Raw genomic sequence first — 23,265 nt, forward strand, 5'->3', positions numbered from 1 at the left:
GCGGTGATTACATTGAACCAACCTAGCGTTGTAACCGAAACTATAAATGGTATCGGGTGGATAAAACTTAATCGTCCAAGTGCATTAAACTCGTTAAATGTAGAAATGGTAGATGCTATTTATAGCAAACTAAAAGAGTGGAAGAATGACAACCAAATTGCTTTGATTTGTATTTATGGAGAAGGAAAAAAAGGTTTATGTGCGGGTGGAGATATGCGAGCATTTTTCAATTTAAAAGAAAATGAAGTTGAACCATATGCCGAACAGTTCTTTTCCACCGAGTATATAATGGACTATGAAATTCATCATTATCCTAAGCCTATCGTTATCTATATGGACAACATAGTCATGGGTGGAGGTGTCGGGATTTCCATCGGAGCATCACATCGTATCGTAACGGAAACGACAAAATGGGCAATGCCTGAAATGAATATTGGCTTTTTCCCTGATGTTGGGGCAAGCTTTTTTTTGAATAAAATGCCAGGATATACCGGGTGTTATCTTTCCTTAACTTCTGCAATTTTAAATGCTGGGGATGTTATCTATATTGATGCAGCTGATTATTATTTAGAAAGCGTAAAGTGGCAGACGATAAAACAGGAAATGGAAAATCGTGCTTGGACACTCGATTCAGCAAAGCAGGAGCTCGATCACCTTCTTAAACAACATTGTACATCCTCAACTCCTCCATCATCTTTGTTATTACAGCAGGAAAAGATTGATGCTCATTTCCAGTTTGATACGATCGAAGAAATTGTATCGTCTCTTAAAAAAGAAGCAGAGAAGGGGGACCAATGGGCGGAAAAGACACTGAAAACAATACTTTCTATATCACCGACATCATTAAAAGTAACGCTGTGCCAAATTCAAGAAGGAAAAGAAAAAAACCTTCTTGAATGTTTTGAAATGGAAATGAGTTTAGCGATGAATTTTATTAAATCTAACGACTTCTATGAGGGGGTTCGTTCGGTACTTATCGATAAAGATCGCGCTCCGAAATGGAATCCTTCAGCATTGGAAGACATAACTGAAGAGCATGTTGATTCCTTTTTTCATTATGAATGGAGAGACCGACATCCCTTGGTAAATTTAAAAGCGATAGACAAAATGGAGAGATTGTCTACTGCATCTCCCATAAAATAAAAGTATTTTTCGGGATGAATGATGAAAATTTTATTTAATTTTTCATTATCCTTCTCACTTAATCTTATTTGGTATTTATCCCAAACTCCATATATTACAAAATAACAGAAAACAAAAATCTAAAAATGGACAAACATCTCAAATTCGGGAGATATTTGTCCATTTTTAGTGGGGAATTTTCAATAATATTCTTGTTTATTTTATCAGCGTTAGAGAAATTATTTTGAATTTTCATAAAAAATAAAATAGGTTTTTAAGCTAACACCCATCTTTATCTAGAAGGAGTTACAACTTATTAACAGAATTTTAAGGAAAAGTTTGTTGAAAAGTGTAAACAGGTGTAATTAATTGACATTTTAACAAAAACTAGCGGGGATACAGATTCGATTCTATTATAAAAAGTTTAAGTTTGGAAAAACTCAGTGGTTTTAGCGGTTAACCATTTTAAAACAACATAACACATGGGAGAGGTGAAGATGATGAGTGAAAGACTTTGCAATACTTTGCACAATTCAATGGAAGATGTCATAAATAAAGAGCTTGAAACTGTTTTTGAGTTTTCTTATGACCCTATGTATGTTATTGACGGTAATGGCATTGTTCTTCGTGTAAACCCGGCCTGTTCTCGATTCTATGGTTTTCCACAAGAGCAGATGTTAGGAAAAAATATCGAGGAACTAGAAGATTTGAATGTTTTATCTCCAGATGCAGCAAGGCGAGCATTAAGGACAGGAATGAGAATATCGATGACGGAAGTATTCCAATTTAAGAGGGAGATTTTGGTTACGGCAACACCAGTTATGAATGAAGAAAACAAAATTGTTAGAGTAGTCTGTAACTTACGTGATATGACTGAATTGATGACTCTTAAATTGAAGATCGAAGAAGCGGAGAAAATGAAGCATGAATATGAAACTAAGTTACAGGAAGTAATTCATGTAAGTGGTAGTTCGATTGTTTTAAGAAGTTCAAGTATTCGTAGTTCTTTTGACATGGGATTAAGGGTTGCCAAGTTTGATTCAACGGTCTTGATCTTGGGAGAATCCGGTGTTGGGAAAAATATATTGGCCAGATACATTCATGAAAATTGTTCGCGGGCACATGGTCCTTATATTGAAGTGAATTGCGGAGCTATCTCTGAAACACTGCTGGAATCTGAATTGTTCGGATATGAGCCTGGGGCTTTTACAGGGGCAAAGAAGGAAGGAAGAAAAGGTCTTATTGAAAATGCTGACAAGGGAACAATCTTTTTAGATGAAATTGGAGAATTACCAAAAATTTTGCAAGTTAAGTTGTTACACTTTTTACAAGGAAAATACATTACTAGAGTTGGAAGCTCTAAACCTATTCATGTTAATGCGAGAGTAATTGCTGCAACCAATAAGAACCTAGAAGAGATGATCCACATCGGAACCTTCAGAGAAGATTTGTATTACCGATTAAATGTTATCCCCATCAAACTTCCTCCACTACGCAATAGAAAAGAAGATATTCTGTCTTTAATCAAACACTTTTTACAATTGAATCAAAAACAATACGGTATAGAAAAAACATTAGCACCCGACGCATTGGATAAACTTGTCAAATATTCATGGCCAGGAAATGTTAGAGAATTGCAAAATATTATCGAACGTATAGTAATTACCTCTGCGAATGAAACAATCACAGTGTTAGATTTACCGGAATACATTCAAAAAGTTTCTTCCTTGTTGTCCACCAATGAAAATACATTAACAGAATACGTCGAAGAGGTTGAGGCTGAAAAAATATTTACAGCATATAAAAAATATATGAGCACATATAAGGCTGCTAAAGCTTTAGGAATGAGTCAATCCACGTTTTCCAGAAAGTTGCGTAGGTATAAAGAGAAAAACTGCTAAACTTACGAAAACGCTTCCCAAGGAAAATCAAAGGAATTGGCATAAATCTTGCAATTAATAAAATGTATATCTAATAAAGGTGGTGTAATCATTGCATATCATTCATTCTTGGCTAGAAAAAGCCACTATCCAATGTCCCGAGAAAATTGCATTAATTACAAAGGAAGGCCAGTTTTCCTATCAATGGCTACATGACATGTCGAATCGTTTTGCTGAGCAACTGATCCAACGATGTCAGGCTAAACCGGGAGATCGAATCGCTTTAATGCTTCCCAACAATGTACGTCATATAGTAGCTTACTACGGGATCTTAAAAATTGGCGCCATTGTTGTACCGATACATGGCTCGTTAAAATGCCATGAAATGATGTATATCTTTGAAGACTCGGAAGCTAGTATTTTAATCACGGACAGCTCTTATTTGGACGAAGTGGAAATGGTCCTGACGAAAAGGGAGTCTCATATCGAACACTGCATTGTTAATAATATGGACAAACCATTAGATGGTCTTGGTCGATCTTTTTTGAATATGGACGATTTCCTTAGTAATTGCCCAAATAAACCAGCAGACGACGATTGCATAAAAGTGACCGAATATGATATCGCTGTGATTTTTTATACCTCAGGTACCATGGGCATGCCAAAAGGGGTCATGATCTCCCATCGCAATATCGTGCAGAAAATGCATCCGTTAAATGACGCGATGGATCTCACCTCTGAGGATCGCATCTTGTGTGGTCTCCCAATCGTCTATGTGTATGGTCAAGTAATGTCGATGCACCTTAGTATCTGGCGGCAATCCACTCTTATTTTACTCGACGAAGAATCCGTAAATAACGTTTTGGAGATGATGGAGAATCATAATCCCACGGTGATGATGAGCATTCCGACCACATATTACCGTTTGAAACAAATTGATAGGCCCTCGAAAGAAAAACATATAAGCCAGCTGCGCTATGCAATTACCGGAGGATCGAATATTTCCATTCATTTAAAAAAAGAGTTTGAAGCGAAGTACGGAATTAAACTCCTTGATTCCTATGGTCTAACCGAAACAACAGCATGCGTAATTATAGAACAGCCCGGAGATGTGCGAAAGCCTGGCTCTATCGGTAAGCCGATTGCCAATAATGATGTACAAATTCTAGATGAATTTGGATTGGAATTGCCCCCAGGTCAAATTGGTGAAATTGCGATTCGTTCCAAAAGTGTGATGCAGGGATATTTTAAAAATGAGTTAAAGCAAAATGAGAGCCTGAAGAATGGATGGTTTCATACAGGAGATATGGCGTATCAGGATATAAACGGCAATTTTTTTATTGTGGACCGCCGGAAGGATATCATTCAAACTGCAGGGTTTGTTGTGGTGCCTCATGAAGTTGAAGAAGTTCTCTCTCGCCATCCGTTAATTATTGATTCAGCGGTCGTAGGGATGCCTGATTCGGAGCGAGGAGAAATTATTAAGGCTTATCTTGTAATAAAGCCTGGATCCTTTCTTAGCCAGAATGAATTGGCAGCATACACGAGAAAATATTTGGCTAAGTTTAAATGCCCAACCGTGTTTGAACTCGTAGACAAGCTACCTAGGAATAAATCTGGCAAGCTATTAAAAAGGCTTTTAAAGGAAATCATTCAATAGGAGATAAGTCACATTAAGTCATTCCCGGGATGACTTGTAAATCATAATTGACTTAATAGAAATCAAAACAATGCACAAAATTATAGTGAAATGTGAAGATTAAATTTTGGCATGAATATTGCAAATATTAATAATAGATAGAAAATTGAAACTAAATGGAAAGGTGCGTGAAAATACCTAGTCTTGAAAAGGAAGAGTTATCAAGGAAGTCAATTATGGGATAAAGGGAGGAGCATAGGGATGGATCTTGACGCCCTTTTTAAACCGGAATCGGTGGCGATTATTGGAATTTCACCGAAGAGCAATAGGGCCACATTAGCTTATCAAAATTTGTTGCATATTGGCTATAAGGGAAAGATTTATTTTGTGAATGCCAAATATGAAAGGGTTCATGGGGAAAAGTGTTATTCCAGCATCAAGGAAATACCTGATACCATTGATGCCCTATATGTCAGTATTCCAGGGGAACACGTTTTGCGAACTTTACGGGAAGCTAAAGAAAAAGGAGCCAGAGGAGCTGTTGTTATCTCTAGTGGCTTTGGAGAAGGGGAAGGCGCTGGTATAGAAAAAACGAGGGAAATGATCCAGTTTTCTAAGGAAAACAATTTTGCCGTATGTGGACCCAATTGCCTTGGCTTAATCAGTTCGGCCAATAATTTTTCTTCATATGGATTTTTCTTCCCGGATGGATTAAAGAGGGGACGGGTTGGTGGTATCTTCCAGAGCGGTGGTTTAATGCATGCAATAGTAGGAGAATTGGGCCGACGCGGTGTGGGCATCAGCACCATTGTTTCCAGCGGAAATGAAACGGTTGTGAATACAAGTCACTACATTGAGTATCTTGCGAATGATCCGAATACAGATGTAATTATGGCTTTTGTTGAAGGGATCAAAGACCCCAACCATTTTGTGAAAGCTGCAGATATTGCTTTTAAAAACAAAAAGCCCATTATCCTTATTAAGGTTGGGAAGTCAGAAAAAGCAGCCCACGCGGCCATTGCGCACACGGGAAGCATGACGGGTAGCGACAAAGTGATCGATACACTTTTTAAACAAAAAGGGATCATACGTGTAAGCGATGTCGATGAATTAATTGAAACCGTTATTTTATTTTCCAACAATAGGTTTCCTAATGGTAAGGGAGTAGCCATTACGACTACCTCAGGAGGGGAAGCGGGTATATATGCTGATATAGGTGAGGAAATTGGTGTACATTTTCCTAACTTCCAACCGGAAACTAATCAAAAGTTAGAATCGATTATGCCGGAATTTGGAAGCATCGGGAATCCGCTTGATACAACAGGTAATGCAGCGCTCGACTTAAATCTGTACAACGCTTGCCTAAATGCCCTGGCTGAGGACCCAAACGTTGATGTGATAGCGGTCTCGCAAATGGATATAACTGAAAACGCCTTAAACCATAACAAAGCGACACAGGTAATTGTAAAGAGTATTGAGGAATGCTCTAAAACCTATAACAAGCCGGTCGTGCTTTTTACTCCGAACGCAGGAGGAGCGGATGAAAAGGTCGGATTGGAACTGATTAAAAAAGGTATTCCTCTTCTAGTCGGTGCTCGATCTGCGTTTAAAGCCATCCGAAATTTAATTTGGTATTCATCTACGATACAACAAACGGAAAAGCTGAAAAATATTCCAGTAATTAAAATGGATAAAAAGGACTTACCTTATAGCACCAAAGGAGTTTTAACGGAACGGGAGAGTCAAATGTTTTTAAAGAATTATGGAATCGACGTCCCAGAGAAGATCCTTGTTTCTTCGCCTCTGGAAGCTGTACAAGCCGCCGAGTCAATTGGTTATCCAGTGGTGATGAAAATAGAATCTGCTGAAATTCCTCATAAGTCTGATGCCGGTGGTGTCAAGCTAAATCTGAAATCAGCTGCAGAAGTAGAACAGTCATTTAAAGACATCATGGTTTCAGTTTACGAAAAATATCCAGATGCCTACGTTAACGGTATCGTGGTGGAAGAAATGGTTTCGGAAGGAATCGAAATGATAGTAGGAGCAAAAATCGATCCGATGTTTGGTCCCATAGTCATGGTTGGATCCGGCGGCATACTCGTAGAAGTTTTGAAGGATATCAGCCTGCGATTAGAGACGATTAACGAAATAGAGGCTGAGCAGATGATCAGGGAGACCAAAGCATTCAAACTTCTGTCAGGATACAGAGGAAAGCCACAAGCAGATATTGATGCATTGATTGACGTATTAATAAAGTTGTCGCACCTAGCATCTGACCATAGAGAAACGATTCAGGAGGTTGAAATCAACCCTTTACTCGTATTGCCTAAAGGTAAAGGGTGCCGCGCAGTGGACGGACTGGTGGTATTAAAGCAAGTGGAAATGGAACAGGCTGTTACCTAATTAAGAAGGAGGTAGATTAATGAATCGCAGGAAAGTGATCAACAAGGAACCCATACAGAGGTTGAAATCGACTCTGGACTCGTACTGCATAAGACAAAGGATGCTGTGCTGTCGACAGATTGGTAGTATTGAAGAGTTGCGGATGAAGCACATTGTCGACTAAAAAGAGGGGTACGCTAACGGAAACTGTTTAAGAAAGCAATGTAGAATCTTTACTTGACAGGGTCATGTATGAACCAGAAAGGAAGGAGTCGTGGGTAAGCAATCGTGATGCTATGAAAATGGATAAGGGGGATTTAAATTGAAGAAAAGAATGCTCATTGTATTCGTAATTTTATTGCTCCTAATTTCCTTGATAAGTGGGTGCTCTAATGAAAGCAGTGCAACGGTTAAAGGTGATTCCATTCGTGTTGGGGCATTGTTTCCACTAACAGGATCGTTGGCACTTTTAGGCAATGATTCATACGATGCGGTAAAAATCGTTGCAGAAATGGTAAATGACAAAGGCGGAGTGAATGGTAAGAAAATTAAATTGGTTAAAGTGGATGCTCCCGATGCTACAGCAGCCAGTAATGAGGCAAACCGCTTAATCAAAAAGGAAAAAGTACAAGCCATTCTAGGTACGTATGCAAGTGGCCTGTCAATGGCTTCTACTCAGGTTGCTGAACGCAATAGAGTGGTTTATGTGGAGGCAAATGCAGTTGCAGATAGCATCACCTCCCGGGGCTATAAATATACTATGCGTGTCACTGATAATGCTTCAATGATGGGAAAGGGCGCTGCGGATTTCGCCCAACAGGTTCTGTCAGTTAAACTAGGAATAAATCCTAAAAAACTAAAAGTTGCTATTATGCATGAAGACTCGTCTTTTGGCAGCTCAGTAGCCGAAGTGGTGGAAAAAAAGGTGAAGGCGAATGGAATGCAAATTATTTCCAAAGATAGCTACAAAAGTACAACTAATGATCTTTCATCTACCATTTTGAAATATAAGAAACTGAATCCAGATATCGTGATCGCAACGTCTTACATCAATGATGCCATTCTGTTCATCAAGCAATCCAAACAAATGGAGTTCAAGCCAAAGGCGATCATCGGTACAGCGGCTGGTTTTGCATTAGCAGATTTTGCGCAAAAATTAGGACAGGATTCAGATGGCATTTTTGTAGCAGAAGCTCCATCTAACCCTAATCCGAAATCGCTTTCAAAAAATGCTCAAAAACTTCAGCAAGAGTTTATAAAACGATGGAAAAATCAAAAAGGCTCAGATCCCACTGGATTGACCTGGCGTGCGTTCAACGCAGCTTGGGTATTATTTCATGAGGCGCTGCCCAAAGCTAAAACCCTCGATTCGGAAGGAATCCGCCAAGCCTTGCTGAACGTAGACATTGCGGAAGGTGAACTTCCGAATGGAATCGGCGTGAAGTTCAATAGACCGGATTCCAAAAACCCAGGGCAGAACAGTCGGGCAAAAATTGTCATAATGCAATGGCAAAAAGGATCATTTAAATTGGTATGGCCAGATAAATTCTCAAATTCGCAGCCCATTAAGATTCCGTTACACCAATAGTTTTTTAGGGGGGCATAAGCCCTCCATCTTTTAAAACAGGAGGTGCTTTACTTGTTCGTACAGTTGTTGATTAATGGCGTTCTTCTTGGTGGCGTTTACGCTTTAATGGCAGTCGGGTTAACATTAATTTTTGGTGTGATTCGTATCGTCAATTTTGCTCATGGCGATTTTGTAATGGTTGGAATGTATATGACGTTTTTTCTCTATTCCTTTTTCAACATGAATCCTTATGTCGCTATATTCATAGTTACCCCGTGTATGTTTCTGATTGGATGGCTTATAAATTTCTTTCTAATTAAAAAGGTAGTGGGTAAACCGGCAGTAGTCCAGATTTTTGTCACGGTGGGATTGAGTCAGATGCTAATGAGCTCTGCACTAATGCTGTTTAATGCGGATTTTTTGCAGGTACCCACTAGTTATTCAACTAAATCGCTTCACATGGGCTCACTGCTGATCGGGGTTCCTCAAATCATTGCATTTGTTATCTCTATGGGAGTCTATACCCTTTTGTATTACTTTCTTCATCACTCTTATACCGGAAAAGCAATTCGTTCTACGGCACAAAATCGAGAATCTGCAACCTTAATGGGAGTTAACATTAACAAAATTTATATGCTGACCTTTGCTATTGGGACAGCACTAACTGGTTTATGTGCGGCCTTATTAATGCCGATGTACCCAGTATTTCCGACAATTGGTCTTAACTTTGTTTTAATGACATTTGTTGTTGTTGTTATGGGTGGATTAGGAAGCATTCCCGGCGCTTTATTGGGAGGGTTGTCGATTGGTATTATTGAAACGATGAGTGCTTATGTATTTGATCCTGGATGGAAACAGGCTATTTACTTCGGTGTATTTATCATATTATTGGTTGTTAGACCGCAAGGGTTTTTCGGACAAATTGGAGCGGAGGAGTTGTAGATATGCTATTAATATCTAAGATCCCAAAATTTTACTTTTTCCTGTTTACGATATTCCTGACGTTGCCTTTTTTGCATGATCCATATTACATTGATATCGTGATCATGACTTTGATATGGGGGGCAATAGCTAGTGCTTGGAATATTTCAGGGGGATTTGCAGGGATGTTTTCATTGGGTCATGCAGGATACTTGGGAATTGGAGCCTATACATCTACACTTCTTTTTCTGAATTTTCAAATTTCCCCATGGATTAGTATTCTTATAGGTGGATTAGCCTCTGCTCTTTTTGCATTTATTATCGGTGTCTTATGCTTTCGTTTGAAAGGTCCCTTTTATACATTAGCTACCATCTCGTTTGCCGAACTGATTCATATTTCTACAACTCAACTCAGAGATGTTACCAAGGGATCTATGGGTCTCCAAATTCCATTCGAATCCGGATGGACTAGCATGATTTTTGATGATCCCAAGACGTATGCATATCTTTTCCTCCTTCTGTTGCTGATCATTTATTCCATCTCCTCATATATTCAAAACTCAAAATGGGGATACTTCCTAACTGCCATGCGGGAAGATTCAGATGCGGCCAGTTCGTTGGGGGTTAAAATTACATTGGTGAAAATGTCATCTACATGCTTGAGCGCTTTTTTGACGGGAGTTTGTGGAACCTTTTTAGCGCAATATATTTTATTTATCGAACCAGAAAACGTTCTATCACTTTCAATATCCATTCAAATTGCTATGATTGCGATTGTCGGAGGAATGGGCTCTGCTGCCGGTCCGATTATTGGTTCTATCCTTCTGACGCCAATTGGCATTTTACTAAGGGGGTACGCAACAGAAATCTCTGGTCTGCATTTGTTCATTTACGGGTTGATCCTGGTGCTAGTAGTTTTGTATATGCCAAACGGAATAGCCCACAGTTTGAATAATTTGTTTAAGAAAAAATTACATTTGAAATTGAAATGGAGGAGAAAGGGTGAGTACAACAAAAACGTATCTACAACTGAAAGGCATTGGTAAGCGATTTGGTGGGAACTGGGCAATCAAAGATGTAGATTTAGACGTTAAACAAGGAGAAATGATTGGGATTATCGGACCGAATGGCGCAGGGAAAACTACTCTTTTTAATATGATTACTGGCTTTCTTAATCCCACGGAGGGTGACGTTTACTTTAAGGATCAACAAGTTACCAATCACAAGCCGCCAGCTATCTGCCAGAGAGGCATTGCTAGGACATTCCAGATTGTCAAGCCATTCGGCCATCTGTCAGTACTAGAAAATGTAATGGTGGGTCTTCTAACCTATGAAAATAACGTAATCAAGGCTCGGGAAAAGGCTAAGTATTATGTCGATTTAGCCGGGCTGTCTAGGTTTTTGGATATGCCTGCTAATTCTTTATCGATTGGCAACCGAAAACGCTTGGAATTGGCTCGGGCACTTGCAACAAAACCAGAATTGGTTTTGCTCGATGAAGTAATGGGCGGCTTAAACGATGAGGAAACTGAAGAAATGATCCAAATAATAAAGGGCCTACATAAAGAGGGATTGACAATTGTCATTATTGAGCACAACATGCATGCCCTTATGTCCTTATCGGAACGGGTGGTTGTCCTGTGTTATGGGCAAAAGTTGGCAGAAGGAAATCCGGAAGAAATTTCAACAAATAAAGATGTGATAGACGCTTATCTAGGGAGGGAATAGCATGCTTCGTGTTGATAGTCTTAACGCCTTCTATGGGGATCTACAAGCTGTTAGAAACGTTAATCTAGAAGTTAAGTCTGGAGAAATCGTTGCCCTATTGGGAGCTAATGCAGCTGGGAAATCGACAACAGTTAAATCAATATCCGGGATCATTGAGAAAATGAAAGGGGAGATCTATTTTCAAGAGGAAAAGATCAGTAATATTCCTGCCTTTGAACGTGTGGAAATGGGGCTCGTGCAAGTGCCTGAAGGCCGGAAGCTATTTCCTTTTCTTTCAGTTAGGGAAAATTTAGAAATGGGTGCATATACAAAGAAAGCCCGGCTCCATGTAAAGGAAAATTTAGAGAAAGTGTTTACATTATTTCCCAAGCTAAAGGAAAGAGAAAAACAGCTTGCAGGTACTATGTCTGGGGGAGAGCAGCAGATGTGCGCCATCGCGAGAGGTTTAATGACTATGCCAAAGCTTATTATGTTGGATGAGCCCACTCTGGGCCTGGCGCCGCTCCTTGTAAAGCAAATCTTTGTAACCATTCAGGATCTTCGGCAGATGGGAATGACAGTACTACTTGTGGAACAGAATGTTAGGCAGTCCTTGCAAATTGCCGACAGAGTATACATGTTGAGTAACGGGAAAATCTTGACTTCTGGACAGTCTGAGAAGTTACTAAACAGTGACGAGATCAGACAAGGCTACTTAGGAATATAATCGACATGCGCATTTTAAATTATGATGTGGTATGTATTGGGAGTGGTGTTGCGGGAATGATGGCTAGTATTGCCGCAGCCCATGAGGGAGCCCGGGTCTGTATCATTACGAAGGAGCCATTGAGTTGGGGAAACACTCGTATCTCCGGAGGAATCATCGCTGATCGGGGATCGGATGGAGACGATTTGTATCGCGATATGCTAGAAGCGGGGGCATATCTTAATCAAGACTCCTTGGTTGAGGCATTACTGGAGAACAGTGAGAACATACATTTTTTGATGGAGGGCTGGGGACACCTCTACTTACGATCGAAAGAAAACCCCAGAGAAAAGATTACAATAAAACCTGGGGGACATTCAATGCCACGGACGTATATTTCCCACCACCGTGGTCTTTCTTTGGCCAATATTTTAAGAAATAAACTACTAGAAAAAAAAATTGATGTTGTTGAAGAGGCAATCGCTTGTGATTGGATTAAGGTTAATAAAAAAATCTGCGGCCTCATCGCCTATAACTGGGGTTGCAAGGAATGGATTGGCGTCATCGCGGGACAAACCATATTAGCGTGCGGGGGAGCTGGGATCATGTACAATCCCTATACCGATAATATGCGCAGTGCAACAGGTGACGGATATGCGCTCGGTTTATTAGCTGGTGCTAAGCTGATCGATATGGAACAAGTGCAGTTCATGCCATTTGGTGTGTCCCATCCAAACGGAATGGTTGGTTTAGAATTAGGAGATACTTCGGCAGCCGGACCTTATGGGGTATTAAAAAATAACAAGGGGGAAGTGATTGTTACAGACTTGCCCAACAAAACAAGGGAACATGTTAGCCGGATCATTGCTTTGGAAGTAAAACAGGGTCGAGGAACTTCCCATGGTGGTGTATGGCTGGATCCAACAGAAAACCGGAAGCATTTAGAGGGACAACAGGCCTGGGAAAACTGGAAGTCAATTGGTTCCCTAGAGCCTTTACGTATGGCATATGGACCTAAATCATTTCAGTGGTTGGAGCCGTTTGAAGTAACCCCTACGCAACATTATATGATGGGGGGGATTGCCATTGATAAAACGGGAAGTACCAAGGTTCCCGGACTTATGGCCGTAGGGGAGAACGCAGGAGGGCTGCATGGAGCTGGTCGGATGGGTTCATTGTCCCTATTCGAAGGCTTGGTATTTGGTAGATTGGTTGGAAGAGAGGCAGCTAGGAAGGCATATTCAATCGAAAAACTTTCCCATGCGGATTTAGTAGAACAAAAACAGCAAATGTATAATTTGTTTCCAGCATATCATGAGGATCTCTCCCCTGCGAGGATAAAGCGGAAGATAGGTAAAATTATGTGGCGTGATGTTGGCATTTTACGTGACCGTGAAGGCCTAGAGCGCGCCTATCAACAACTTGAGGATATAGGAGAAAACATTCAAAAGACTAAGCAACCATATCATAAGAGGGAAGATTTCCTTCTGCTAGAAAGTATCGAGCTGCAATTTTTGCTTCTAGCCTCAAGGGCAGTGACCCTTAGCGCTCTACACCGACAAGAGTCTAGAGGAAGTCATTATCGTATCGATTATCCAGTGAGTCAAACCCACTGGGAACGAAAAAACATAACAGTCCGATTTAATAGAGATGATTGGCAGGTTGAGGTTCTGGAGGGATGACACATGGATGGTATAACAATTTTTATTAAAAGGGATTCAGACGGGATGAAAGATTTTGTTCCCTATTCAGTGAATTCAGTATCTGGAAAATCAACAGTACTAGAAGTTTTAGAAAGTATTCGTGAGGAACAAGACGGCACCTTGGCTATCCGCTATGGGTGCCGTTTTAAAAGCTGTGGGCTATGTGCGGTAACCATTAATGGAAATTCAAGAATGGCCTGTCTAACTAAAGTTAAAGACCAAATGAGGATTGAGCCACTACTTAAGATTCCTGTGGTAAGAGATTTGATTGTAGAGCGAGCGTTTATTACCGAGACGATGAAAAAAAACGAAATCTATCCAATTGACTTTGATTTGGCAACAAATGAGGAAATCAAAGAAGAGTTTAAAATATTGAGTAAATGCACTGATTGCCTATCCTGTCTATCATCGTGTGGTATTTATGACTATGATCAAAGGGATGAATGTGAAGGTCCCTTATTTTTTGTTAAACTGGCTCTACTCCAAAATCATCCCCATAATCGAAAAGATTTCACAGCAAAAGCGAAAAAACTTGGGGTAGAAAAATACCGGGGTGCTGGTGATATCCCTTGTCCATATGGCATCCCGATAAAAAAGTTAGCTATTGAACCTTTTTTAAAATAAGTCAAGTAAGTCAAATAACAATTGACTTATGACTCAAAAAGTGACTCAGTCAGCACCGTATTATCAAGCAAAATCAGTGGAAAAAGTGAAAAATAAATTTGGCATGAATATTGCAAATATTTAAAATATGAAAGATTTAATAATACTTTAATATGAAAGGTGGATTTTTTATGCAAACAGAGGTTGGAAAAAGATTTGAAACAGTTTTGTATGATGTGAAAGGGAATGTTGCTGTAATTACGCTAAATCGCCCTAAACAGCTCAATGCTATTAATGAGCAGCTCACTTATGATGTATGTGATGCCCTGGACCATGCAGAAAGGGATAAGGATGTAAAGGCAGTTGTACTGACGGGCTCAAACAACAACTTTTCAGCGGGTGTTGATTTGAAAGAAGCATTTGGTATGCCTTCACCTATTGGCCAAGAACCATCTGAAGTGTGGCGAGAACATCTAGAGTCCCTACTTAGAGTGTCGCTTAAAATGTGGGATTTAAAAAAACCGGTCATCGCGGCTGTAGATGGTTATGCACTCGGTGGTGCGGCGGATTGGGTCTTTGCTGCTGATTTGGCGATTGCCTCCAACGACGCGATAATAGGGGAGCCAGAAATCCGATTTGGGGCTGCCCCTCCTACTTTGATGATGCCGTGGATTGTCGGTATGAGAAAAGCAAAAGAGCTACTTTTTACAGGTGATTCTGTAGATGCACAGGAGGGATACCGTATCGGTATTTATAATCGAGTCGTTTCCCAAGAAAAGCTACTAAATGAAGCGATTGACCTTGGTGAGCGAATGGCAAAAATTCCTACATCCGCCTTGAAAATTACTAAAGTCACAATCAATAAAATTTATGAAATGATGAACATAAAAGATGCGCTCGACTTCAACTTGGAGGCAGCTATTTCTATGTTCTTTCTCAATCCCGAAAAGAATGTGGCCGAAGTAGGAAAAACAATTAGGGAAAATGGTTTACGAGCATTCGTGGATAAGGCAAATGAAGGATTTAATGATAAAAATAAGGAGGAATAGTTTAATGACAAAAAGTGTTGAAACATATCCAAATGGTATTAATGTCCCTGCTTTAAAAGGATTCATCGAAGAGGTCAAACAATTCCCTGAAAGTGCAATGATTGATTATAAAGTGAAACTTGAATGGCAGGGAGGGACCAAATCAAAGGTAACAACTGAAGGAATCCAGTTGGGCAATCAAAAACTCGATCGCAACTTCTCATTTATTATCGATGAACCTCAACAATTATTAGGTGAGAATACTCAGCCTACACCGCAAGAATACCTACTAGGTGGAATGGGCGCATGTATGATGGTAGGCTATTCTGTTGGTGCTTCCTTCATGGGGATTACCCTAGAAAAACTTGAAATCCACCTGGATGCGGGCCTTGATTTACGTGGTTTTCTGGAAGTCAATCCGGACTCCCCGATTGGGTTTAAGAATGTAAAATATAGCATTATCGTCAAAGGAAACGGCACAAAAGAACAATTCGAGAAAATTCATGATACGGTCATTCGAAGCTCACCAAACCGTGCAACGATAGCGAATTCTATTGAAATAATTCCGAATTTAGTAATTGAAGAGTAAGAGTTAAATAAAAGTATATCTGATATTACTGTCTCCTCCTCTCATTTAGTTGGGTGAGTAGAGAGAGGAATGTATGTGTTTATTATCATTATATCGGAGGAGTAAGGGGTATTTCTGAAAGAGATATTTAAGAACTCCATATAGCAGAGCAAGCGTTAAGTCCTTTGTACCATTAATAAAAAGCGATTCCGTTCATGTCTATTTGATGAGATTATCATATCTCTAGCGCTGTTTTAGCTTGCTTTTGGACAAGGACCACATAATCAGAAGTAAAGAGGGGGTATACCCTCTTTTTTTCTTCTTGAATATTAATTGATGAACAAGGGGTGAGAAGCTTAGTGCAAGAGAGATCGTTATATCCATTATGGTTGGTTTCTTTTTCACAATTGTTGACCATGTTGATCTGGTTCAATTACTCAGCAATTCTGCCGTCGGTAAAAGAAGAGTGGGGATTGACTTCTGGAAATGCAGGGATTATTTTGTCCTCGTTTCAATGTGGCTATTTGGTTTCTGTGCTTATTCTAGGTCATTTATCAGACCGCTACAATCCCCGTATAATCTTCATCCTTTCTGCAATCGTTTCCGGAATAGGGGGAGTAATGTTTGGACTTTTTGCAAATGGTTTCTGGAGCGGTTTGCTCTACCGTTTCATAGCCGGAATTGGTCTAGGTGGGATATATGTTCCAGGTTTGAAATATTTATCCGGCCTTTATCCCCCCCATACGAGAGGTAAAATTTTCGGCATCTATGTGGGGGCCCTTGTAGTAGGATCGGGAGGTTCCTTATTGATTTCTTCTCCTCTAATTTCGTTTTTTGGCTGGAGGATTGTTGTCATAATTACCTCTATCGGTGCATTTTTGGCTGCGGCAATGATGTTAAGGTACCGTGTCGATCCGCCTATTTCTCCACCTACTTCAGTAACATCGTTGAAATGGAAATCATTTAAACCTATTTTTTTGAACAAGAAATTAGTTAGAATGAATCTAGCTTATGCAGGACATATGTGGGAACTTTATGCTTTTTGGGGTTGGGTAGGACCCTTCATGGTGTATGTCTCTTTATCCCGAGGATATGATATAATCCAAGCCCAGCAATTAGGGAATTTTTGGGCAGGTATCTTCGTTGTGATAGGGGCTATTGGAACATGGCTAGGGGGGCAAATTTCCGATATTAAAGGAAGAATACCAGCTTTGAAACCCTTGCTTTTCATTGGTCTATTCTGTTCATTGGGCTTTGGCTGGCTTTCGAGCAGCTTATTACCAATAACCATTCTGATAGGAATCATTTACGGTATAACGGTAGTCGGTGATTCGCCTATTTATTCAGTAGCTATTAGTGAGCTAAGTGCAACCAACTCAGTTGGACTGGCATTGGGAATACAACAGGTATTGGGCTATAGCGTCACTATAATCTCACCCAGTATATTTGGATATATATTAAATATCTCTCCTAATGAAAAAGTTGGTTGGGGCCTCGCTTTTAGTATTTTAGCTTTAGGACCTTTGTTAAGCTTGCTGGTGTTACGTAAAAATGTTCAAAGAAAATCGATTCAAAAAAAACTATTCGAAATTTAACTCACATCTTTCTGGGAAGCTGTAAATCGTCTTATTAAGCATTATTAATGCCTCTGTATAGATCGTATAGATCAGTTATTTAATTATTAACTTAGTTTATAGACTATGAAAGGAGGTTGCGCTATGGGAGCAACAGAAAAATTAAAATACGAAACCTTTATTCGATTTGCGTTTAAACAAGCTGGGAAGACCTTTGAACATTGCGGAGATCAAGCTCATTTAGCCAATACGGGTGTTTTTATTTCTGGTGAACTGCATGAAGTAAAGGCGGCAATTTCCTATAGTATGTGCATCTTAAACAGCATAATATTAAGAGAACATTTTGACCATCCTACAATATCTGATGAGGGAAACTATATCAGAATGAATACACTAGTAAAAGATGTAATAAACGCCATTGATAAGATGAGTACCATTACTCTTATTGACGAGTACAAAGAGAAGTTCTTTCCCATTTTGGTTAATCCATTAAAGTGTAATACCAAATAGAATAAAGACATTTAGTTATAGAACAATTTCCATTAAACGATATCTACAAATGAAGGCATCTTCAGGAGTCCCGCTTACAGATAGCGCCTTACGGAAAGTATCTGACACTGGACAGCAACCTAACGAAACCAACTCGTCATGGATAATTATGATGACATACTTAGCTTTTTAGAAAGGTTTTTCTTTGTATTTATGGAAGTGATGCCATCTAATCCAGGTAATGTTTTAAAATATGTAGTAGGTCATGAGCTTTACAAAATGCTAGTGCATTATATTTAAATAAAAGAATTATCTCTGAGAGTACCAAAACCTTCACATGGATTGTTAATTGGGAAGAAGAAATTGCTAATTTAAAGAAAATTAATTGGTCAATTAATAATTCTGCATGGCGCCCTTATATGTTGGTTTCAAGAGAATACTTCCCATGAATTTAATTTATTCATAGACCATGTAGATAAAGAATTATTGGGGATCCTCGAACATGAGTTACAATATGTATAAAAAAAACAACAAGTAATCATAATAAAAAGCTATTCAAACTAGTTAAAATAATATTTTGGATACGGGGATAATGTGAAGAATGTAGGCAAGGGACGACCTTGCCTACAATTAAGACTTCAGGTACGTAATAATGCTTCAAAGGGCAGGTAAGATCTGTTTCATCTATTATATATAGCTTCTATAAAAGTCATCTTTTTTCTAAGTATCGATATAATGTACTTCGACTAACTCCTGTCATTTCTTTAATTTGGTTGATAGAATATCGCTTACTATCATACAAACTGATAGCTAGTTCCACCCTTTTTACTTCTTTTGGTGGTCTTCCTCCTTTTCTTCCTCTTGCTCGTGCAGCTTCTAAGCCTGATGAAATCCTGTGAATAAGCGAGTATTCGCAAGAAAATCGTATTAAACTGAGGGAGTTGATGAATACGTATGTAAATTACTCTACCTTCATGTATGAAAAAGGAAAAAGAAGGGGAATATAATTTTTGCGTTGGACAGGAAGAACCCTCTCAGATGTAAAGGAACAATTTTTTTTATTTAAAACATCAAGAAAGCTCCATCTGTTTTAGATACCAGGGCTCTTCTCTTCTTTTGCTGTCTCAATTAGAGAAGAGGTTAAACAAAGGACATACTTCACGTTGGTTTTAAATATTATTTATTTTCTTAAAATTTTGCTTTCACTTCTATTTTCTGTTAGAATAAAAAAGGATTATTTTTGTTCGGTGTAAAAGAAGTTTAAGTATTCGATTTTTCATCTTGATGATCACTTTGGGCAAGGATAGTAACATTTTGTGTGTTTAACGCATTAGGAGGAAATAATTATGGAACAAGGTACAGTTAAATGGTTTAATGCAGAAAAAGGTTTCGGATTTATCGAACGCGAAGGTGGAGAGGACGTATTCGTTCATTTCTCTGCTATCCNTGGAACAAGGTACAGTTAAATGGTTTAATGCAGAAAAAGGTTTCGGATTTATCGAACGCGAAGGTGGAGAGGACGTATTCGTTCATTTCTCTGCTATCCAATCTGAAGGTTTCAAATCATTAGACGAAGGTCAAAAAGTTACTTTTGACGTTGAGCAAGGTGCTCGTGGACCTCAAGCTGCAAACGTTCAAAAAGCATAATAAATTATATAAAAACAGGTCCTTTTTAAAAGGATCTGTTTTTTTGTTTAAAAAAGTACATTAAAAAACCCGCTCAACGCAAGAGCAGGTAAATGGTACAAGTAAAGTGAGGCTCGTTTAAATGGTTTAACTCAGTATAGCATAGCTATTGAAGATTTCCTAATTTAGGTACGTTAACCAAGGGGAATTTGCGATACATTTCTTTCAGCCGCTCTTCAATTGCTAGCGCATTAGCATAGATATCGATTGCCTCATAAACCTCACCGGCTTTCGCTGTTTGAGCAGCATGCTCCAGAAGGGCAGAGNGGACGCTCTTCAATTGCTAGCGCATTAGCATAGATATCGATTGCCTCATAAACCTCACCGGCTTTCGCTGTTTGAGCAGCATGCTCCAGAAGGGCAGAGAACTTTTGTTTTTGCTCCTGGTCTTGGTGCAGTAATTCAAAATATGTAGTCAAAGATTCTTCAGTTAGTTGGTAAATAAGAAGGTTCTTTTTCTTTGTACGACCGATTCGTTTAAAGCCAACCATTTCAAAACAAAAGCCGGCATTGCGAGAACCCACGGCTTTTTCATCAACATAAGTAAGAATCCCATCTTCAATCGATTTAGCTGACTTGATCAGGTCTGATTCTAAAAGATGCCTTATGTAAAGTCAGTAAGCACCAAAGGAATTACCTATACAGACGAATTTAAAGAGATCTTTATCACTCAAAATAATCAGGGAAAGTTTCCGAGAGAGACCTTCGAAGATTGTGGATTTGATATAGAGATTGTTGGAATGGAACGGATTAAGGCTGCGGCCAACAGGTGGCGATTGGCTTATCGTAATCAAGGTGTTATGGGACTCCGTGATACAAGGGCAGGCAATTCAGGCCGATCAAAGGACGGAGAGTTATCCGTCGAAGATAAGTTTGCTCGACTAGAGGCCGAAAATAATTTGTTGAAAGCAGAGAACGAACTATTAAAAAAGATTCGCTTTGCCGAAAGGGGTCTGTGAAACCTTAAAAGAGCTCCAACAAGAAGTAAAAGATGCCATTCGCTATTACAATTACGACAGATACCAATGGAATATGAAAAAGATGACCCCTGTTCAATACAGAGATCATCTTCTTAAAGTAGCCTAGCTTTTTTTACAATGTCCTTTACAAGGGGTACAGATTAATATGGTACTGAGCTTTTATATATTTTAAGTGTGGCAATCATTCCTCTTTGGTACAGACACCTAACAAGCCCAACCCGGCATACAGATAAGAGTAACGAAAAAAGCCGGGAGGTGTCTGTATGTCCGGGTTGCTAGCCGTGTTAGCGTACTTTTTCAAAGAGGTAATGCTGTTTGTTTCGTATGTAAAAAACAATGCGTTTCCGCAACCCCTCTCCGAAAATGAGGAGAAAGAATACTTAAAGCTGATGGCCGAGGGAGATCAGGAGGCCAGAAGCAAACTGATCGAACACAACTTGCGTTTGGTTGCACATATTGTAAAGAAATTTGAAAATACAGGTGAAGATACCGAAGATCTGATTTCAATCGGAACCATCGGACTGATCAAGGCAATAGAAAGCTATTCGAGAGGGAAGGGAACGAAGCTTGCGACGTACGCTGCGCGATGTATCGAAAATGAGATTCTAATGTCATTACTAAAGCTGTGTTTATATCCTAAATACATAAGAATCCTAAAATTAGGCTCTAATTTTTATTAAGATAACTGGTGAATTCCTTTAAGATCTTAGCTTCCATCTCAGGCAGCTTTTCTTATTGAGCTAAAGGGCAGGTTAGTTTAAGAATGGTGTCTGTTTTTCTTCAACGGTCGGGTGCGTTTATTGATCATCAAAAATCTGTTTTTTCATTGTTACAAGAGATAAATCAGGGCAGGTTGAAATTGTGTTTATGTTTTACAAAGGTATTCGTTTTAGTTTTTAACTGTGTAAATACATGCGCTTTAACAGGTATAAATATATGCACAATCGAATACGGAAGTGAAAACACATGCGCAAATACACATGTGTTTTTTCCTTAATATATAAGGTCTCAATTGTCTTCATGAATGAATCTTAAATGTATGAAAAGCAATGTACTGGTAAACACATCTCTTTACACATTAAGTAAAGAGATGTGTTTTATAATGAAAAAAGCAAATCAACAATTGCATGATATGGAAGATACGTTGTACTAGCTGCTTTGTGAGTAATGAAATTTCGTTTTAGCAAGAAAATAACTCAATGACCTCTCTCTTCTGTTCAATTAATATTTATGGAAGAAGGGGATTTCATTGGAAAGAGTTTTCCTGGATTTAAGATATGGTTTGGATCTAGTAATCTCTTTAGGTCCATCATTACATCAAGAGCATTTCCATGCTCTGCCCGCTGATACCTTATTTTTCCTAGACCTACACCGTGTTCCCCTGTACATGTGCCTCCATGTTGTAAGGCAAATTCTACGATAGCCTTGTTGATCTCATGTGCTTGCTTCCTATCATTGGGGTCATCAGGATCGATGACTAGAAGCGTATGGTAATTTCCATCGCCAATGTGGCCAATAACTGCACCATCTATATCGGCCTCTTCCATTTTCTTTCTGGCATGTTCAATGGAATCTGCAAGGCATGAGAGAGGCACACAGACATCCGTTCCTTCAATATGCTTCCCTGGAGATCCATGCCGAAATGCATAGGATAGGTGATGTCGTGCCTCCCACAGTTTTTTTCTTTCTTTAGAGTCTGACTCGTAAATAAAATCCACACATGCTTGTTCTTCCGCTATAAGTCTGGTAAACGCTGTTTCCTGCTCTAATCCGTTGTCGTTACCATGAAATTCTAAGAAAAGAGTGGGCATGACTGGATAGTCTGTCTCTTGAAATCGATTCATCTGTAAGATGGAGCGTGAATCGACCAATTCCATTTTAGCAATGGGAATGCCGGCAGTTAATATGGAGGTTGCAGTATTTAGGGCTTGTTTTACAGTAGGAAAGGCGGCTCTGGCCGCCATCACACATTCTGGAATACCATAAACTTTCAATGTTAGTTCCGTAAATACGCCTAACGTTCCCTCTGATCCCGTAAACAGCCCATTCAAATTGTAACCAGACGATGATTTTGCAGCTTGGCCTCCAGTATGAATTGTACGCCCATCCGCTAAAACAACCTCTAGATCTCGTACCTGGTCACGCATGATCCCATAGCGTACGGCCGTTGTACCGCTCGCGTTCGTGGCAGCCATTCCTCCTAAGGTTGCATCAGCTCCAGGGTCTACAGAAAAGAATAAGCCATATTTTTTCAGTTCTTTATTTAACTGCAACCGGGTCACTCCCGGTTGTACTTTCACACAAAAATCAGAAGGATAAATCTTTAAGATTCGATTCATTAAAGCAAAATCCAGGGTGATTCCTCCCTGAACGGGAATGGCGTGCCCTTCCAGTCCAGACCCTGCTCCAAATGGAACAACAGGAATTCTGTGTTCATTTGCAAACGATAGAATTCGGCTAACGTCGTTAGAGCTTTTGGGGAAAACGACAACATCCGGAAGATGAGGTTCATGGAAGGACTCATCTTGGCTATGTTGTTGAAGAATCGTCAGGTTCTGTGTGACTTGATCAGAAGAAAGGATCTTGGTTAGCTCCTCAGCAAGAATCATTCCCAGCCCTCCTTTAGTGGATTGATACGCAAAAGTAAATTTGTGAATATACTGAAAATTCTGTTTACACCCATAGTAGCACACTATATAATTTTCTGTAT

The 23,265-nt window shown here is 39.4% G+C and carries 19 protein-coding genes and 3 pseudogenes; 20 read left to right on the forward strand and 2 right to left on the reverse strand.

Annotated features, from left to right (window positions below):
* Positions 1–12 precede the first annotated feature (12 nt).
* From AR335_RS09310 to AR335_RS09380, 15 genes are all read left to right on the forward strand, one after another.
* Positions 13–1,143, forward strand: coding sequence for an enoyl-CoA hydratase/isomerase family protein (locus AR335_RS09310; protein WP_082683419.1), 1,131 nt, complete (start codon positions 13–15; stop codon positions 1,141–1,143).
* A gap of 476 nt (positions 1,144–1,619) precedes the next feature.
* Complete coding sequence (locus tag AR335_RS09315; RefSeq protein ID WP_062234674.1) at positions 1,620–3,023, forward strand: sigma-54 interaction domain-containing protein; 1,404 nt, start codon at positions 1,620–1,622, stop codon at positions 3,021–3,023.
* A gap of 91 nt (positions 3,024–3,114) precedes the next feature.
* Positions 3,115–4,662, forward strand: coding sequence for a class I adenylate-forming enzyme family protein (locus AR335_RS09320; protein ID WP_062234677.1), 1,548 nt, complete (start codon positions 3,115–3,117; stop codon positions 4,660–4,662).
* A gap of 240 nt (positions 4,663–4,902) precedes the next feature.
* Positions 4,903–7,044, forward strand: a complete 2,142-nt coding sequence (locus AR335_RS09325; RefSeq protein ID WP_062234680.1) for an acetate--CoA ligase family protein — start codon at positions 4,903–4,905, stop codon at positions 7,042–7,044.
* A gap of 301 nt (positions 7,045–7,345) precedes the next feature.
* Entirely contained in the window at positions 7,346–8,611 is a 1,266-nt protein-coding gene (locus tag AR335_RS09330; protein WP_062234683.1) for an ABC transporter substrate-binding protein, read from the forward strand.
* Positions 8,612–8,662: 51 nt separating this feature from the next.
* Entirely contained in the window at positions 8,663–9,532 is an 870-nt protein-coding gene (locus tag AR335_RS09335) for a branched-chain amino acid ABC transporter permease (protein WP_199805074.1), read from the forward strand.
* Positions 9,533–9,534: 2 nt separating this feature from the next.
* A complete protein-coding gene (locus AR335_RS09340) occupies positions 9,535–10,557 on the forward strand; it encodes a branched-chain amino acid ABC transporter permease (RefSeq protein WP_062234690.1) in 1,023 nt (340 codons plus the stop codon).
* Entirely contained in the window at positions 10,514–11,239 is a 726-nt protein-coding gene (locus AR335_RS09345; RefSeq protein ID WP_062234693.1) for an ABC transporter ATP-binding protein, read from the forward strand. The genes AR335_RS09340 and AR335_RS09345 overlap by 44 nt, the downstream gene beginning before the upstream one ends.
* Before the next feature lies 1 nt (position 11,240).
* Positions 11,241–11,945, forward strand: coding sequence for an ABC transporter ATP-binding protein (locus tag AR335_RS09350; protein ID WP_062234697.1), 705 nt, complete (start codon positions 11,241–11,243; stop codon positions 11,943–11,945).
* Positions 11,946–11,950: 5 nt separating this feature from the next.
* The gene (locus AR335_RS09355) at positions 11,951–13,606 is read left to right on the forward strand and encodes an FAD-dependent oxidoreductase (protein ID WP_062234700.1); all 1,656 of its coding nucleotides are present in this window, start codon (positions 11,951–11,953) and stop codon (positions 13,604–13,606) included.
* 3 nt (positions 13,607–13,609) lie between these two features.
* Entirely contained in the window at positions 13,610–14,251 is a 642-nt protein-coding gene (locus AR335_RS09360; protein ID WP_062234703.1) for a 2Fe-2S iron-sulfur cluster-binding protein, read from the forward strand.
* Between the two features lie 170 nt (positions 14,252–14,421).
* Positions 14,422–15,279, forward strand: coding sequence for an enoyl-CoA hydratase/isomerase family protein (locus tag AR335_RS09365; protein ID WP_062234706.1), 858 nt, complete (start codon positions 14,422–14,424; stop codon positions 15,277–15,279).
* Between the two features lie 4 nt (positions 15,280–15,283).
* Positions 15,284–15,847: an OsmC family protein gene (locus AR335_RS09370; protein WP_062234709.1), complete on the forward strand. Its 564-nt coding sequence runs from the start codon at positions 15,284–15,286 to the stop codon at positions 15,845–15,847.
* Between the two features lie 338 nt (positions 15,848–16,185).
* Positions 16,186–17,421 (forward strand): MFS transporter, encoded by a 1,236-nt coding sequence (locus AR335_RS09375; RefSeq protein WP_082683423.1) that lies wholly within the window; start codon positions 16,186–16,188, stop codon positions 17,419–17,421.
* Positions 17,422–17,544: 123 nt separating this feature from the next.
* On the forward strand, positions 17,545–17,910 hold the full coding sequence (locus AR335_RS09380) for a hypothetical protein (RefSeq protein WP_062234714.1): 366 nt from the start codon (positions 17,545–17,547) through the stop codon (positions 17,908–17,910).
* A gap of 688 nt (positions 17,911–18,598) precedes the next feature.
* On the opposite strand, the gene AR335_RS25155 is transcribed toward AR335_RS09380, so the two are convergent.
* A complete protein-coding gene (locus AR335_RS25155; protein WP_082683424.1) occupies positions 18,599–18,835 on the reverse strand; it encodes a helix-turn-helix domain-containing protein in 237 nt (78 codons plus the stop codon).
* 400 nt (positions 18,836–19,235) lie between these two features.
* Here AR335_RS25155 and AR335_RS23100 point away from each other — a divergent pair.
* The 5 genes and pseudogenes from AR335_RS23100 to AR335_RS09400 form a co-directional block, all read left to right on the forward strand.
* The coding region (locus tag AR335_RS23100) for a cold-shock protein (RefSeq protein WP_234293280.1) at positions 19,236–19,335 on the forward strand (100 nt) is incomplete at its 3' end.
* 1 nt (position 19,336) lies between these two features.
* Positions 19,337–19,536: pseudogene (locus tag AR335_RS09385) on the forward strand (cold-shock protein); the annotation flags it as partial.
* Between the two features lie 638 nt (positions 19,537–20,174).
* Positions 20,175–20,507, forward strand: a pseudogene (locus AR335_RS24920) (HTH domain-containing protein); the annotation flags it as partial.
* 7 nt (positions 20,508–20,514) lie between these two features.
* Positions 20,515–20,661: an IS3 family transposase gene (locus AR335_RS25490; RefSeq protein WP_082683426.1), complete on the forward strand. Its 147-nt coding sequence runs from the start codon at positions 20,515–20,517 to the stop codon at positions 20,659–20,661.
* 157 nt (positions 20,662–20,818) lie between these two features.
* Positions 20,819–21,181, forward strand: a pseudogene (locus AR335_RS09400) (sigma-70 family RNA polymerase sigma factor); the annotation flags it as partial.
* Positions 21,182–21,772: 591 nt separating this feature from the next.
* Here AR335_RS09400 and AR335_RS09405 read toward each other — a convergent pair.
* Positions 21,773–23,164, reverse strand: coding sequence for an FAD-binding oxidoreductase (locus tag AR335_RS09405; protein WP_062234723.1), 1,392 nt, complete (start codon positions 23,162–23,164; stop codon positions 21,773–21,775).
* Positions 23,165–23,265: the final 101 nt, after the last annotated feature.

Origin of the sequence: Fictibacillus sp. FJAT-27399 (assembly GCF_001510655.1) — a bacterium.
Lineage (GTDB): Bacteria > Bacillota > Bacilli > Bacillales > Fictibacillaceae > Fictibacillus_C > Fictibacillus_C marinisediminis.